Source organism: Candidatus Marithrix sp. Canyon 246 (assembly GCF_001723685.1).
GTDB lineage: Bacteria > Pseudomonadota > Gammaproteobacteria > Beggiatoales > Beggiatoaceae > Marithrix.
On record NZ_MCBX01000039.1, the window covers coordinates 24,590 to 40,398 of the forward strand.

At 35.0% G+C, this 15,809-nt stretch carries 11 protein-coding genes; 3 read left to right on the forward strand and 8 right to left on the reverse strand.

Annotated elements, in window-relative coordinates; all coding sequences use genetic code 11:
• Positions 1 to 34: 34 nt before the first annotated feature.
• On the forward strand, positions 35 to 1,474 hold the full coding sequence (locus BHU68_RS14380) for an FAD-linked oxidase C-terminal domain-containing protein (RefSeq protein WP_069471451.1): 1,440 nt from the start codon (positions 35 to 37) through the stop codon (positions 1,472 to 1,474).
• A complete protein-coding gene (locus BHU68_RS14385; RefSeq protein ID WP_069471452.1) occupies positions 1,474 to 2,409 on the forward strand; it encodes an FAD-binding protein in 936 nt (311 codons plus the stop codon). Before BHU68_RS14380 ends, BHU68_RS14385 begins: the two co-directional genes overlap by 1 nt.
• Here BHU68_RS14385 and BHU68_RS14390 read toward each other — a convergent pair.
• Positions 2,394 to 3,236 (reverse strand): Rpn family recombination-promoting nuclease/putative transposase, encoded by an 843-nt coding sequence (locus BHU68_RS14390; protein WP_083234253.1) that lies wholly within the window; start codon positions 3,234 to 3,236, stop codon positions 2,394 to 2,396. The genes BHU68_RS14385 and BHU68_RS14390 overlap by 16 nt on opposite strands.
• 186 nt (positions 3,237 to 3,422) lie before the next feature.
• Between BHU68_RS14390 and BHU68_RS14395 the strand changes: the two genes are divergently transcribed.
• On the forward strand, positions 3,423 to 7,820 hold the full coding sequence (locus BHU68_RS14395) for a choice-of-anchor D domain-containing protein (protein WP_171899641.1): 4,398 nt from the start codon (positions 3,423 to 3,425) through the stop codon (positions 7,818 to 7,820).
• Positions 7,821 to 7,966: 146 nt separating this feature from the next.
• On the opposite strand, the gene BHU68_RS14400 is transcribed toward BHU68_RS14395, so the two are convergent.
• From BHU68_RS14400 to atpA, 7 genes are all read right to left on the reverse strand, one after another.
• Positions 7,967 to 9,226 (reverse strand): HlyC/CorC family transporter, encoded by a 1,260-nt coding sequence (locus tag BHU68_RS14400; protein WP_069471454.1) that lies wholly within the window; start codon positions 9,224 to 9,226, stop codon positions 7,967 to 7,969.
• A gap of 74 nt (positions 9,227 to 9,300) precedes the next feature.
• Positions 9,301 to 10,668 (reverse strand): bifunctional UDP-N-acetylglucosamine diphosphorylase/glucosamine-1-phosphate N-acetyltransferase GlmU, encoded by a 1,368-nt coding sequence (gene glmU / locus BHU68_RS14405; RefSeq protein WP_069471455.1) that lies wholly within the window; start codon positions 10,666 to 10,668, stop codon positions 9,301 to 9,303.
• 10 nt (positions 10,669 to 10,678) lie between these two features.
• Entirely contained in the window at positions 10,679 to 11,098 is a 420-nt protein-coding gene (locus BHU68_RS14410) for a F0F1 ATP synthase subunit epsilon (protein ID WP_069471456.1), read from the reverse strand.
• Between the two features lie 12 nt (positions 11,099 to 11,110).
• A complete protein-coding gene (gene atpD / locus BHU68_RS14415) occupies positions 11,111 to 12,496 on the reverse strand; it encodes a F0F1 ATP synthase subunit beta (RefSeq protein ID WP_069471457.1) in 1,386 nt (461 codons plus the stop codon).
• A gap of 38 nt (positions 12,497 to 12,534) precedes the next feature.
• A complete protein-coding gene (gene atpG / locus BHU68_RS14420; protein WP_069471458.1) occupies positions 12,535 to 13,398 on the reverse strand; it encodes a F0F1 ATP synthase subunit gamma in 864 nt (287 codons plus the stop codon).
• A gap of 16 nt (positions 13,399 to 13,414) precedes the next feature.
• Positions 13,415 to 14,206: a hypothetical protein gene (locus BHU68_RS14425; protein WP_069471459.1), complete on the reverse strand. Its 792-nt coding sequence runs from the start codon at positions 14,204 to 14,206 to the stop codon at positions 13,415 to 13,417.
• Between the two features lie 52 nt (positions 14,207 to 14,258).
• The gene (gene atpA, locus BHU68_RS14430) at positions 14,259 to 15,800 is read right to left on the reverse strand and encodes a F0F1 ATP synthase subunit alpha (RefSeq protein ID WP_069471460.1); all 1,542 of its coding nucleotides are present in this window, start codon (positions 15,798 to 15,800) and stop codon (positions 14,259 to 14,261) included.
• Between the last annotated feature and the right edge of the window lie 9 nt (positions 15,801 to 15,809).

Consider the following 15,809-nt stretch of genomic DNA (forward strand, 5'->3'; position numbering starts at 1 on the left):
TGAGTAAAATAGTAAAATATAATACTATATTAATATGCTTAAAGTCATAAATGATTTATTACACAATTTACCTACAGGTATTTTAATTACTGATAAAGAACAATCAGTAGTTTTTGAATGCGATGGTTTATCAGCTTATCGGCAACTTCCATTAGCAGTAGCTTTGCCAACCAATATTGAACAGATAAAAACGATATTAACAATATGTCGTAAATATAATACTCCTATAGTAACTCGTGGTGCAGGAACAGGTTTATCTGGTGGGGCTTTACCCTTAGAAAAAGGCATTTTATTGGTATTGTCAAAACTCAATAAAATATTAACCATAGATCCTCTACAACGGATTGCAGAAGTAGAAGTTGGAGTACGTAATATTCAAATTAGTCAAGCAGCAGATTGTTATAATTTATATTATGCCCCTGATCCTTCTTCACAAATAGCCTGCACAATAGGCGGTAATGTCGCCGAAAATTCAGGTGGGGTGCATTGCTTAAAATATGGTTTAACAGTAAATAATGTGTTAGCAGTGAAAATTCTGACAATAGAAGGTGAATTATTAGAGTTTAACCAATCTCAGCAAGGGATAGATTTATTAGCTTTAATAAATGGTTCCGAAGGATTGTTAGGAATAATTATCGAAGTTACGGTTAAATTATTGCCTAAACCACCTAAAGCACAATTAATAATGGCAGGATTTGCTGATATTGTTGAATGTGCTAATGCAGTTACCAATATTATTGAACAAGGTATTATTCCTGCCGGCTTAGAAATGATGGATAAATTTGCTATTGAAGCCGCTGAAGCCTTTGTTAAAATAGGTTATCCATTGGATGCAGAAGCATTATTACTATGTGAATTAGATGGTGATGAAACACAAGTAAGAGTTGATATTGAAAAAGTATCGCAAATATTAAAAGCCGCTCAAGCGACTAGCATTACCGTATCAACCAATGAGAAGCATAGATTAGATTTATGGCAAGGGCGTAAATCGGCTTTTCCTGCCATAGGGCGTTTATCACCTGATTATTATTGTATGGATGGCACGATTCCACGTAATAAATTAGCAGAAGTTTTGGCTAAAATGGCAGAATTATCAGAAATTTATAATTTAAGAGTAGCCAATGTTTTTCATGCTGGTGATGGTAACTTACATCCTTTAATTTTATATGATGCAAATAAAGAAGGCGAATTAGAAAAAACCGAAGAATTTGGTCAGAAAATTCTTGAACTTTGTATAGAAGTTGGCGGTACAATTACAGGTGAACATGGAGTTGGGGTAGAAAAACTAGATTCTATGTGTAGTCAATTTACTGCTCCAGAACTTGAGACTTTTCATGGAATTAAAAAAGTTTTTGATCAACAAGAATTACTAAATCCCGGTAAAGCAGTTCCTACTTTAAATCGTTGCGCAGAATTAGGAAAAATGCACGTGCATAATAATCAATTGCCATTTCCAGAATTGGAGCGTTTTTAATGCTTAATTTACTTAGCGAACAAATTAAAGATAGTAAAGAACCTTTACAAATTGTTGGCAGAGAAAGTAAACTCAAAACCAGCACTAATAAAAAATTATCTATAGCTGATTATCAAGGCATAGTTTCTTACCAAGCAAGTGAACTAGTAATTACAGTAAAAGCTGGAACCAGCTTACAAGAATTACAACAAGTTTTAGCCAGTAAAAACCAAATGTTAAGCTTTGAACCGCCAGATTATGGCAACTCTAGTATTGGTGGCACTTATGCTTGTGCTTTATCAGGCTCAGCCCAAGCCTTTAGAGGAAGTTTACGAGATTTTGTATTAGGAATTAAAATAATAAACGGCGAAGGTAAGATTTTATCATTTGGCGGGCAAATGATGAAAAATGTAGCTGGATATGACGTTGCACGCTTATTAGTTGGTTCTAAAGGCAGTTTAGCTGTGATAGCAGAAATGAGCTTCAAAGTTTTACCTAAAGTAACTGAAGCCACTTATAGCATAGAAATGTTAGAAGATGATGCCATCATATTAATGAATAAATGGGCAGCAACAGCTTTACCATTATCAGCTTGTGCATATTACCAAGGTAAATTTTATTATCGCCTATTTGGCAAACATGACAAACAACAAGCAGAAGAAGTAGATAATAAAATTTGGCAAACCCTGAATCCCTTTCAAACAACAGAAAAAGAATTTTTATGGCGTGCAAGCGTGCCAAGCACCACCAAAAAAATAGCGAATACAGTGGCTATAGATTGCTGTGGTAATAGACGCTGGATAGTTTCAGAACATAAACCTGATTTAGCTTATGTAGAGAAATGGGAAAAAGGCTTAGCAATATCAAAAAGTGTAAAACACCCAGCGCAAATTAAAATTGAACAGGGATTAAAAAAAGTATTTGATCCGCATGGGGTTTATCATAATAAGCTTTGAATTTCTTCAGCGGTTAAACCGGTAGATTTTATAATGACGTTAATATCAATACCTTGTTGCAATAAATTTTTAGCTACTTTTTTAATGCCCATTTCTTCAGCATAATCTATTGCATTTTTATTATCTAATCTGGTTTTCAAGTCCATTTGATAAACAAATTGTTCATCTTTGCTCATTGCTAAAAATTCAGCTAAGTCAAAGGCTTCTCTTATTAAGTCATCTGTTTTTAAGACTTTAGGAATTTCTGCCAGTTGTTCTAAATGAGTTAAATAGTACAACCACATTTCTAAGTGATTGGATAAGTCTTTGTCTTGCTTTTTAAATTTGGGTATTTCTAAAAAATAATAACTTAATTTGTCATAAAAAACTTCATTGTTATCATCTTTTAGTTCAACTTTTGTTAAGTATTTTGTGTCATTTTGATTTTGTTTTAATCTAGCATCTTTGAATGTAAAATCTAGTATTCCTACAAAATAAACTTGCTTTAATTTATAATCCCAATCACCATGTTTAGATTGTTCTTGAATGGGGAATGTGGTGTAATAAATACTTCTATCCTTGAAATATTTTTGCTTTGCTCTTTGTAATTCAACTATAAAGTTGTTATTTTTTTCATCTGTACAATATATGTCATAGATGGTTTTTCTATCGGATGACAGACAACCTAATTTTTCTAAGTTTTTGTATTCAATTGAGACTATTTTATCTTCAATATCCAATAAGTCATTCAGAAAACTTATAAGGAACTTTCTATTTTCATAGGTTCCAAATATTCGCTTAAAACCAAAATCGGTTAATGGATCTATGTATTTATTTTTGATCATCATACACACAATATTATTTCCTATAATTCTTCATGTTCAAATTCATTTTAATTATAACATAAGACTAAATATTGAGTTTGTTGACTTATCTATATGATTTTGCAAAAAAACAACAGCTTGACATGTGAGAATAATATGATTTATAATAATCACTGTAAAATTATTTATTTGATAATCGAGATAAAAAATATGAAACATAAATACCCCCCCCATTTAGAGTGGATATCCTATAAACTACGACTACGAACTTTTCTCAAAGGTTTGTGCTTTAATTTGTTATTAGTTTGTTCTTTTAATGCCACCGCGGCATGGAATGTAACCAATGGTCAAGATGCTGATGGTGTTTTGGGACAGCCAGATTTTACTTCTAATACTGTCAATAATGGTGGAATTAGTGCATCTTCTATGGACAATACAAGAGGAGTTGCAGTTGATCTTAACACTGGTAAGGTGTTTGTTGCGGATGATGATAACAATCGCGTGTTGCGGTTTTCTGCAACTGATGCGTTTACTAATGGATCCCCTGCTGAAGCCGTATTAGGACAGTCTGATTTTACTAGTAACAGTTCGGCAACAACGCAATCCGGTATGAATGGTCCAAGAGGTTTGCTTGTAGATAATAATGGGAATTTATGGGTAGCTGATGGTGGCAATAATCGTGTATTACGTTTTGATAATGCCGCTACCAAAACCAATGGTTCTAATGCTGATGGCGTACTTGGTCAAACAGATTTTAGTAGTAATACTGCTAATACCACACAAACTGGTATAGATAATCCTAAAAGTTTAGCAATAGATAATAATGGTACTCTGTGGGTTGTAGATAATGATAATCATCGTGTTCTGCGTTTTGATAATGCCGTTACCAAAGCTAATGGTGCTAATGCGGACGGAGTACTTGGACAAGCAGATTTTACTAGTTCCGGATCTGCTACTACGCAAGCTAGTATGAATGCGCCTTATGGAGTGACTGTAGAGACTAACGGGACTTTATGGGTGGCAGATAATGATAATCATCGGGTCTTGCGCTTTGACAATGCCGCTGCTAAACCCAATGGAGCCAATGCTGACGGAGTTCTGGGACAAACAGATTTTACCAGTAGTAATTCAGCCACTTTACAAGATGGTATGGATAATCCCAAAGGGGTGACAGTAGATGCTGCTGGTCGTCTGTATGTATTGGATGATGACAATTACCGTATCCTAATCTTTGAAAATGCTGCTAGCAAGGCGAATAGTGCCAATGCCGATTTTGTACTTGGTCAAGCAGACTTTACTGAAGGTTCTGTAAACCGTGGTGCTAGTGTTGCCGCCAATACTCTGGATTTTGGAAGCAATCCGGGTATTTTCTTTGATAATTTAAAAGGAAGTTTATGGGTAGCTGATGAAGATAATAATCGGGTATTGCGTTTTAATTTAGCTACTCCAGAAATGAATGTGAAGGGTAATAACACTGATATTGCTGATGGAGACACAACTGCCAGCACCAGTGATCATACTGACTTTGGCAGCATTGATATTAGCTCAGGAACGCTGTCACGTATTTTTACCATTGAAAATTTTGAGGCTGTCGCTGGGTTAAATTTGACTGGTTCACCTAACAAAGTAGTTTTAAGTGGTACTCATGCTAGTGACTTCACAGTAACAGAAGATGCTTTAGCAAATCCCATTACAATTAACAATCCACAAAGCTTTACAATCACATTTGACCCTTCAGTAGTAGGAATTCGTACTGCTACTGTTAGTATTGCCAATAATGATTCGGATGAAAATCCTTATGATTTTGCAATTCAAGGAACGGGTACAGCGGCTCCAGAAATGGATGTAGAAGGCAATAGTACAAACATTGCTGATGCTGATACTACTCCTAGCACCGATGATGACACTGATTTTGGTAGTGTAACAGTTGGTAACAATACCACAAAAACTTTCACAATCAAAAATATTGGTAATGCTGAATTAAATTTGACTGGTTCACCAATAGTAAGTGTAACTGGCAGCGGTTTTTCTGTTACTACGCAGCCAAGCTCACCAGTTGCTGTTACAAATGGTGAAACTACTTTTGTGGTAGAATTTACTCCTACAACTACAGGTGAAATAACAGGTGAAATCAGTATTGCCAATGATGATAGTGATGAAAATCCATACAACTTTAACATTACTGCTAATGCACTTAATGAGACACCAGTAATTTCAGACATAGCTGATCAGACAACTAATGAAGATACAGCCACCGCTGCAATTTATTTTACGATAAGTGATGTTGCAACAGCGGTTGGTGATTTGACACTAACTGGTAGTTCAAGTAACACCGCCTTGGTATCAGATGCTAATATTATATTTGGTGGTAGTGATGGTAATCGTACTGTTACTGTGACTCCGCTTGCCAATCAATCTGGTAGTGCAACAATTACTGTTACTGTATCAGATGGAAGCCTTACAGCAACAGATACTTTTGAATTAACCGTTACTGCTGTTAATGATACACCAACATCGGCTGATAAGACAGTAACAGTAAATGAAGATGCGACTTATACATTTACTGAAGCAGATTTTGAATTTAGTGATATAGATACCAGCAACAGTTTGAATAAAATAAAAATAACTCAATTGCCAACTGTTGGAAGTTTACAACTTGACGGTGTTGATGTCACACAAGATCAAATTATTGCTGTAGCCGACATTAGTAATTTGACATTTACCCCAGCAGCAAATGCTAATGGTAGTAATTATGCCACTTTCCAATTTAAGGTGTTTGATGGTACATCATATAGTGCTGCCGATTTTACTATGACAATTGATGTTACTGCTGTTAATGATGCACCTTCATTTACCAAAGGTGATGATCAAACAGTTTTTGTAAATGCAGAACAAAACATTACTGCTTGGGCAACTAACATTGATGTCGGATCAGAAAATGAATCATCACAAACCCTAAGCTTTACAGTGACTAATAACAATGAAAGCCTATTTTCAGCACAACCTGTAATTGACGCTTCAGGTAACTTGACATTTACAGCAAGTGCTGTTGGCAGCGCGGAAGTGACAGTGATATTAAGCGATGGCATAGATACATCAGTAGCTCAAAGCTTTAATATTACAGTTAATCCACTTCCAGTTTCAACACCAGTAGAACAAACAACACCAGAACCAACAGGTTGCACTCTATCCTCAAACATCAACTGCACCATAAAAAATGAAGGCACTATAACTGATGTCAAAATAGAACCAGAAGGTTCAATTGAAGGCGGAACTCTTGAAGGAGAAATCAAGAATGAAGGCACTATAAAAAACGTAACTTTAGCAGAAGCTACTAAAATAGAAGGTGGACAAATTGAAGGTAAAATTACTGGTAATCCACAATCTCCAGCAGTATTAATCAATGTGAAAATAACTGCTAAAACTGAGTTAAGCCATGTAATACTTGAGAAAAATGTTGAGATACCTAATGATGTTACCTTAAAAGATCTGGAATTACGAGGATCATCAGTAAATGGTGGCAAATTAGAAGGAACTATTAGAACTACTAGTTCTGCAACAGTAATTAAAAATGTCTCTTTAGGAGAAAATGCAAAAATTATTGGCGGCAAACTAGCAGGAACAATTAGCGGCAATTCTAAAAATCCAGCAATATTGCAACACTTAAAAGTTGAACCACAAACACTATTAACTAATGTTACCATTGCAAATGGTGTAGAAATGTCAACTGATGTTAATTTAGCTATTGGCGTGCGTTTCACCAAAACCGAAAATATTCCTGACGGTGTAGATTTAACACAAACTTTACCAAGCATAAATTCTAATATTTCTGAAGTTGAACAACCATCACCAGTAGATTTATCAAATGATCCAATTGTTAATGGAATAGGGCTATTAGCCCAGATCAATAGATTACAACAAATTATTGCAACAAACAATCAAATTGAGCAGAGCAGTAATACTGGTTTTCTAACACTCAAAATAGAAACAACATTTTTTGCAGTAATTCCTATGAAAGTGCAATCTGTTAAAAGCAAAACTCGTGCAGCTACTGAACAAGCAGTTAAATTAGGTGTTGGGCAAAGAGTGTATTTTATTACTAAAGATGGAATCGAAGTAATGGCTAATCCAGCAGTGCAAGATTTGAAGCAATTCAAAGCTGCCTTAGCTAAAGTAAATTTACTAACATTCCAGATTACTGAAGAAGGTAATATTAAAATTCCAGTTAGCGAAACAATTTGGTACAGTGCTAGACCAGATTTAGCATCCACAATAGTTGACAAAGACACAGATTCTGGTTTTATTACCAAAGAAGATGGCAATGTAGCTCTAATCTTTGAAGATGAAAAAGGAGAAAAACGAGAACAAATTCTCTATCCATCTCCAGCAGATATGTCAGCTCTAGGAAAATTTGATCTAACCCCAAAAGGAATATTGGAATTTGAAATTGATGGTCAAAAATATAAAGGTCGATTAGATTATCAGGTGAAACAAGGAACAACAACATCTGAAGGAATAAAAGTAACAGAAATTCCAGATAGTAATGGAGATTTTCTGATTACTTATCCTGATGGAACAGAACAACGATTGTTTGCTTTGCCTGAATAATTAGTAACCGTAGGGTGTATAAGCGATAGCGTCATACACCAAAAATAGGTGCATGACGCTATCGCTTATGCACCCTACAAACAAACCAACTATTTATTACTTAGTTTCTGTTAATTCTGATTATGACAAAAAACTCTATATAATCATTAAGTTCTTTTGTAAATATATACTCTGTTAACTGCATTATTAGATAGTTGCATAATTTCAATTATATAATCACCTAAACGTAAACTGGTACCTGCTTCTGGAATATCTTCTAAATAATCTAGAATTAAACCATTTATAGTTTTAGGACCTTTTGTAGGTAATTGCCAATTCATTTTACGATTTAATTCGCGTATAGTGCTACTACCATCAATAAACACGGAGCCATCTTTTTGTGGATCAATTTCTAAATTTAAAGCATCTGAATTCTTGGTAAATTCTCCAACTATTTCTTCCAGAATATGTTCCAGTGTCACTAAGCCTTGAATGTCACCATATTCATTTACCACTAATCCTATACGTCGTTTATGTTGTTGAAAATTTAGAAGTTGTTTGTTTAAAACCGTACCTGTTGGAATAAAATAAGCAGGCATTGCTGTTTTTTCTAATATGTCTTTATTAAATTCTGGGTTTTTCATAACACCCAATAATTTTCTCAAATGTAGCACGCCTATTACATTATTTATATCACTCTTATACAATGGAAGACGAGTATGTCGAGCATTAACTATCTCTTCCATAATAATATCCAAAGGATCATCAAGATCAATACCGATAATTTCATGACTGGGTATCATAACATCTTCAACAGTAACCTTTTCTAAATCCAAAATGCTCAATAACATTTGTTGATGACTTTGTGGGATCATCCCTTTTGCTTCATTTACAACTGTACGTAATTCTTCACTATTTAAACTTTGATTATTTGTTCCATCACTTTCAGAAAAGCCTAAAATTTTTAGTAAATTATTCGCAATATAATTAACTAACCATACTAATGGATATAAAATTTTTAGTAATGGTTGAATTATATATGAAACTGGAAATGCAATTTTTTCAGGATTACGCGCTGCAATAGTTTTAGGAGCAACTTCACTAATAATTAGAATTACCACTGTTAATAACAGTGCAGCAACTGCAATACCTGCTTGCCCCATTAATTCAATAGCAATCACGGTAGCAATTGAAGAAGCTAAAATATTAACAAAATTATTACCTAATAATATCACACCAATTAAACGATCTGGGCGTTTTAATAATTGACTTACACGCAATGCGCCATTATGTTTTTTTGATGCTAGATGACGTAATTTATAACGATTAATCGCCATCATGCTTGTTTCAGAAGCAGAAAAAAATCCAGATAATAATATAAGAAAGACTAGTATGCCAAATAATATACTTAAAGGAATATGACTCAAGAAAAATAAACCAACATAGATGTTGTTAAAAGGTAGGAAATGTCTTGATTGTTAAAAATCAAGACATAAAAGAACTATTTTTTAATTGGGCGTTGCCAACCGGGTACAGAATTTTGAGGAGAACGACTCAAAGTTAAAGTATCATCTGGTGTATCTCGTGATATAGTAGAACCAGCACCAATGGTTGCGCCAGCACCAACTGTAACAGGTGCTATTAATTGGGTATCAGAACCTATAAATGCTTTATCACCAATGATGGTTTTATGTTTATTTGTGCCATCATAATTACAAGTAATGGTTCCTGCACCAATATTCACTTCGCTTCCAATTTCAGTATCACCAATATAACTTAAATGATTAATTTTAGAACCTTTTGCTACAGTGGTTTTTTTCATTTCAACAAAATTGCCAATTTTGACATTTTCTGCTAAAACGGTACCGGGGCGTAAACGCGCTAATGGTCCAATTGTACAATTATCACCAATTACAACGTTTTCTTCAATCACGCAGTTAGTTAAAATCTCTACACCATCACCAATAGTTGCGTTGCGTATAACACAATTAGAACCTATTTTAACCTTATTACCTAGCTTAATATCGCCTTCAAATATAACATTGACATCAATTACTACATCATGCCCAGCCTCAACACTACCACGTATATCTATACGTGATGGATCATGTAATGTGACACCATAATCCAGCATTAACTTATGAGCTTGTTGTTTTTGATATTGACGTTCTAATGTTGCTAATTGTACGCGATTATTAATCCCCATAACTTCATATACATTATGCGCGGAACTAGTAAAAATAGGCATATTTTCCGCAACCGCTAATGAGACTATATCAGTCAGATAATATTCACCTTGAGCATTATCATTATTTAATGATGATAACCAGCGACGTAAGTGATTAGCTGGAATTAGAAAAATACCACTATTAACTTCTTTAATTTGTTTAATAGTAGCATCAGCATCCTTTTCTTCAACAATACGTTCAACTTCGCCCGCTGCATTTCTGACAATACGTCCATAACCCTGTGGATTATCTAACTCCACAGTTAATATACCTAGACTATCCTTATCAGCTTTTGAACATAAATCTTCAAGTGTAGCAGCAGTAATTAAAGGAACATCTCCACAAAGTACCAATACCATTGAATCATCAATAATATCAGGCATAGCTTGAGCAACAGCATGTCCAGTACCAAGTTGTTCCGCTTGATGTACCCAATTAATTGAAAATTCACTCAATGTTGCACGTACTTGATCACCTCCATGACCATAAACAACATGCAAACTATGAGGTTGTAGAGCTAAAGCTCCATCAACTACATGACGAATTAAAGGTTTATTGGCGAGCGGATGCAATACTTTTGGTAATTCAGAACGCATACGGCTACCAAGCCCAGCAGCTAATATTATTATAGATAAATTCATGAAACTATTATTATTTTATGTGACGTAATTTCTCAATAGCTCGTAATTCTAACATTGCTCTTGCTAATTCTGCTTGAGCAGTTGCCTGATCAAAACCTGATACTTTGGAATCTGCTAATATGCTTTCAGCATTGTCTTTTGCTTTTACAGCAGCAGCTTCATCCAGTTCTTTAGTACGTAAAGCAGTATCAGATAATATTGTTACCTTATCTGGTTGAACCTCTAACATACCGCCAGATATATAAAAAGATTCCTCTGTATCATCTTTTTTAAGTCGGATAGAACCTTCTTTCAGCGGAGTCAACAAAGGTGTATGAAAAGGCATAATCCCTACTTCACCTTGTACCGCCGGTGCAATTACCATTTCTGCAAGTCCAGAAAAAATTGCAGCTTCTGCGCTGACTATATCAACATGAATTGTCATTGCCATGATATTGGCTCCTTACATCCGTTTAGCTCTTTCAACAGCTTCTTCTATATTACCGACCATATAAAAAGCTTGTTCAGGTAAATCATCATATTCACCATCAACAATTGCCTTGAAAGCACTGATAGTATCTTTAAGAGGCACATATTTTCCAGCAGAACCAGTAAACACTTCAGCTACAAAGAATGGTTGTGATAAGAAACGTTGAATCTTACGAGCGCGAGCAACGATAAGCTTATCTTCTTCTGATAATTCATCCATGCCTAAAATGGCAATGATGTCTTTCAATTCTTTATAACGTTGTAAAGTACCTTGCACTGCTCGTGCCACGTCATAATGTTCTTGCCCTACAACTAAAGGATCAAGTTGACGACTGGTTGAATCTAAAGGATCAACTGCTGGATAAATACCTAATTCAGCAACTTGACGTGATAATACAACTGTTGCATCTAAGTGAGCAAATGTAGTAGCAGGTGATGGATCAGTTAAATCATCAGCTGGTACATATACAGCTTGAATTGAAGTAATAGAACCTTTTTTAGTAGAAGTAATACGTTCTTGTAACGCACCCATTTCTTCAGCCAGTGTAGGTTGATAACCCACTGCTGATGGCATACGACCCAACAATGCAGAAACTTCAGTACCTGCTAAGGTATAACGATAAATATTGTCGATAAACAATAAAACATCACGACCCTCGTCACGGAAATGTTCTGCCATAGTCAAACCAGATAAAGCAACGCGCAATCTGTTACCCGGAGGTTCATTCATTTGACCATAAACCAATGAAACTTTATCCAAAACCTTACTTTCGGTCATTTCATGATAAAAATCATTACCTTCACGAGTACGTTCACCTACACCCGCAAATACAGAAAAACCACTATGTTCGATAGCAATGTTACGAATTAGTTCCATCATATTGACGGTTTTACCAACACCAGCACCGCCAAATAATCCAACCTTACCACCTTTTGCAAAGGGGCAAATTAAATCAATAACTTTAATTCCAGTTTCTAAAAGTTCATTACTAGTAGAAAGTTCATCAAAAGCAGGTGCTTTACGATGAATAGAAGCTGTGTTTTCTTCACCTTCTTGAAAAATAGGACCTTTTTCATCTATAGGATTACCTAAAACATCCATAATCCTACCCAAGGTATTTTGACCCACAGGCATTTGAATCGGTTTACCAGTATTAGTAACTGATAACTCACGTTTCATTCCATCAGTAGTACCCATAGCAATGGTACGAACAATACCGTCTCCCAATTGCTGTTGTACTTCTAGGGTTAAACCTTTTTCATCTACTAATAAAGCATCATAAATTTGTGGTATCGCATCACGCGGAAATTCCACATCAACTACTGCACCAATAATCTGTACAATTTTGCCAGAACTCATGTTCTCACATTCCTCTTAATATTCTTGTAATGTATGTTTTAGACTGCCGCAGCCCCACTAACTATTTCAGATAACTCTTGTGTAATTGCTGCTTGACGCGCCTTATTATAGGCTAATTCCAAGTCACCAATTAAATCACCAGCATTATCTGAGGCACTTTTCATAGCAACCATACGGGCTGATTGTTCGCAAGCGATATTTTCAACTATAGCTTGATAAACTAGTGATTCAACATAACGTATTAATAATGCTTCCAATACATCTTCAGCTGTAGGCTCATAAATATAATCCCAATGATGAACCAGCTTCTCATCTTTTTCATCTGCTGTAATTGGTACTATTTGTTGCACAGTTTGTTGCTGTGTCATAGTATTGATAAATTTATTATAAATAATGAAGAGTTTATCAATTTTACCTTCATTATATTTATCTAACATGACTTTAACTGTACCAATAATATCCTCAAGCTTGGGGCGATCACCTAAATCACTAGCTTGTCCAATTATATTACTACTTAGTCTTCTAAAAAATCCTGCCGCTTTATTTCCAATGGTACATAAATCAACTTCAAAACCTTGGTCATTCCATTCTTTCATTGATGAAAGTGTAGTTTTGAATAAATTTGTATTTAAGCCGCCACATAAACCACGATCTGAAGAAACAATAATCACACCAACACGTTTAACTTCACGCGCTTCCATATAAGCATGTTTATATTCAGAATGAGCATATGCTAGATGATTAATAACTTGATGCATTTTGTTTGCATATGGACGTGAATGCTCCATTCTTTCTTGTGCGCGACGCATCTTACTGGCAGCAACCATTTCCATTGCACGGGTAATTTTTTGAGTATTTTTAACGCTAACTATTTTAGTGCGTATTTCTTTGCCACTTGCCATAATCTATTGTTTATAACTAGGTTTCTTTGATGTCATTGACTTTAAATTCCATTTGTTTGATTTCTGCAGCAAATTCATCTAATGATGATCCATGCACTTTCTCACCAAAAAAATTATTAATTTTTGATACATCACCCATTTCAATCATTAGTTTTAATAGCCCAAAACGTTCATTAACTAATACATGTTCTCGTTTTGCAGAATTTAATGTTTGATTATAAAGTTGTTCTGATATAGAAGATAAACGCCTGCATACTTCAGCACTACGAAGTTTAGTGGCGATCATTCTTTCATTTTCAATTTCTTCCAAAACTAAGCGCCATCTTTCTTGATGCCTAACTCTAGTTTCTGTTTTGGTATTTGAATCAGTATAAATTGCATCTAAATGCATCCATGTCCAATCTAAATAATTACTGGGTAAACTCTGTTTTTTCTTTATATATTTTATTGTTTTTTGACAGGATTTAATGACAACTTTAACTTTGCTTTTTTGAATTTTAATTTCTTCTTCAAGCCGCATAACATCACCAATACATAGTTTATTTTCTTGATCGGAATTTTGTTGTTGCTTTGAACTAAATTCTATTACTTCTTGTAAAATTTCTGAGGCTTGTTCCTGCTTTTGTTCCATCTCAGTGAGATGTTTTTTTATCCTATCAATTCTACGTTGATTAGCAACATTTGCTAAGTTAATTATTCCCAGCAATTTCTCTAAGAATGTTGGATTAGCTCCTGCAATAATAGTTTGGTATAGATTGATATAATTTTTCGGTTGCTCTAACCTAGAAATTAATGTTTGTTTGGACATCACAAATGATCCTTTTCTTAATCCCATATGGGATTAAGAATTAGGGCATAAATTACCAATTATAATTAGCTTTAAAATCTTCTAAAGCTTTTTTAAAGCCTTTAGTTATATCATCAGTATAATCGCCAGTGTCATTTACTTTTTGCAGCAATTCAGCATGTTGATTTGCCATATAACTATGTAATGCTTCTTCAAAAGCAACTACTTTTTTGACTTCAACATCATCTAAATAACCTTCATTAGCCGCATATAAAGATACTGCCACTTCTGCTACTGTTAATGGTGAATATTGCTTTTGTTTCATTAACTCAGTGACTCTTTGACCACGTTCAATTTGTTGACGGGTTTTTTCATCTAAGTCAGAAGCAAATTGTGCAAAAGCTGCTAATTCACGATATTGCGCTAAATCTAAGCGAATACCGCCACCTAATTTTTTAATGATTTTGGTCTGAGCAGCTCCACCAACACGAGACACTGATAAACCAGCATTAATAGCTGGACGAATACCAGCATTAAATAAATCAGTTTCTAAGAAAATTTGCCCGTCAGTAATCGAAATCACATTAGTAGGCACAAAGGCTGATACGTCACCAGCTTGTGTTTCAATTATTGGCAATGCTGTTAAGGATCCAGTTTTACCTTTTACTTCCCCATTGGTCATTTTCTCAACATAGTCAGCATTAACACGTGCTGCCCGTTCAAGTAAACGAGAATGTAGATAAAATACATCACCGGGATATGCTTCACGCCCGGGTGGACGACGTAATAACAATGATACTTGACGATAAGCCCAAGCTTGCTTGGTTAAATCATCATAAATAATCAAAGCATCTTCGCCGCGATCACGGAAATATTCACCCATTGCACAACCAGCATAAGGTGCAATAAATTGCATAGATGCAGGATCAGAAGCATTAGCAGCAACTATAATGGTGTGTGCCATTGCATCATGTTCTTCTAACTTTTGAACTACATTAGCTACTGATGATGCTTTTTGACCTACAGCCACATAGATACATTTTATGCCTGTGCCTTTTTGGTTGATTATAGTATCAATCGCTAAAGCAGTTTTACCAGTTTGACGATCACCAATGATTAATTCACGTTGTCCACGTCCAACAGGTACCATTGCGTCGATAGCTTTAATACCAGTTTGTACCGGTTCATTAACTGATTTACGACTAATAACCCCCGGTGCAATTCGTTCTAAAGGCAGACTATCATTAGTGTCAACAGCCCCTTTACCATCTATAGGATTACCTAAAGAATTAACAACACGACCCAATAAGGCTTCACCTACAGGAACTTCTAAAATACGACCAGTTGACTGAACTTTATCACCTTCAGTCAAGTGTTCATAAGAACCTAATACAACAGCACCAACTGAATCTCGTTCTAAGTTAAGTGCCATTCCAAAAGAACCACCGGGAAATTCAAGCATTTCTCCCTGTAGTGCATCAGCAAGTCCGTGAATACGGACAATACCATCACTGATACTGACAATGGAACCTTCACTGCGTGATTCCGTGTCTAATTCATAATTTTGAATTTTCCTTTTAATTAATTCGCTAATTTCAGAGGAATTCAATTGCATTGTATATTT

What these genes read in the sequence shown, in the direction of transcription:
- BHU68_RS14380 (WP_069471451.1), top strand. Translation starts at nt 35, where the DNA reads ATGCTTAAAGTCATAAATGATTTATTACACAATTTACCTACAGGTATT.
- BHU68_RS14385 (WP_069471452.1), top strand. Translation starts at nt 1,474, where the DNA reads ATGCTTAATTTACTTAGCGAACAAATTAAAGATAGTAAAGAACCTTTA.
- BHU68_RS14390 (WP_083234253.1), bottom strand. Translation starts at nt 3,236, where the DNA reads ATGATGATCAAAAATAAATACATAGATCCATTAACCGATTTTGGTTTT.
- BHU68_RS14395 (WP_171899641.1), top strand. Translation starts at nt 3,423, where the DNA reads ATGAAACATAAATACCCCCCCCATTTAGAGTGGATATCCTATAAACTA.
- glmU (WP_069471455.1), bottom strand. Translation starts at nt 10,668, where the DNA reads ATGAATTTATCTATAATAATATTAGCTGCTGGGCTTGGTAGCCGTATG.
- BHU68_RS14410 (WP_069471456.1), bottom strand. Translation starts at nt 11,098, where the DNA reads ATGGCAATGACAATTCATGTTGATATAGTCAGCGCAGAAGCTGCAATT.
- atpD (WP_069471457.1), bottom strand. Translation starts at nt 12,496, where the DNA reads ATGAGTTCTGGCAAAATTGTACAGATTATTGGTGCAGTAGTTGATGTG.
- atpG (WP_069471458.1), bottom strand. Translation starts at nt 13,398, where the DNA reads ATGGCAAGTGGCAAAGAAATACGCACTAAAATAGTTAGCGTTAAAAAT.
- BHU68_RS14425 (WP_069471459.1), bottom strand. Translation starts at nt 14,206, where the DNA reads ATGTCCAAACAAACATTAATTTCTAGGTTAGAGCAACCGAAAAATTAT.
- atpA (WP_069471460.1), bottom strand. Translation starts at nt 15,800, where the DNA reads ATGCAATTGAATTCCTCTGAAATTAGCGAATTAATTAAAAGGAAAATT.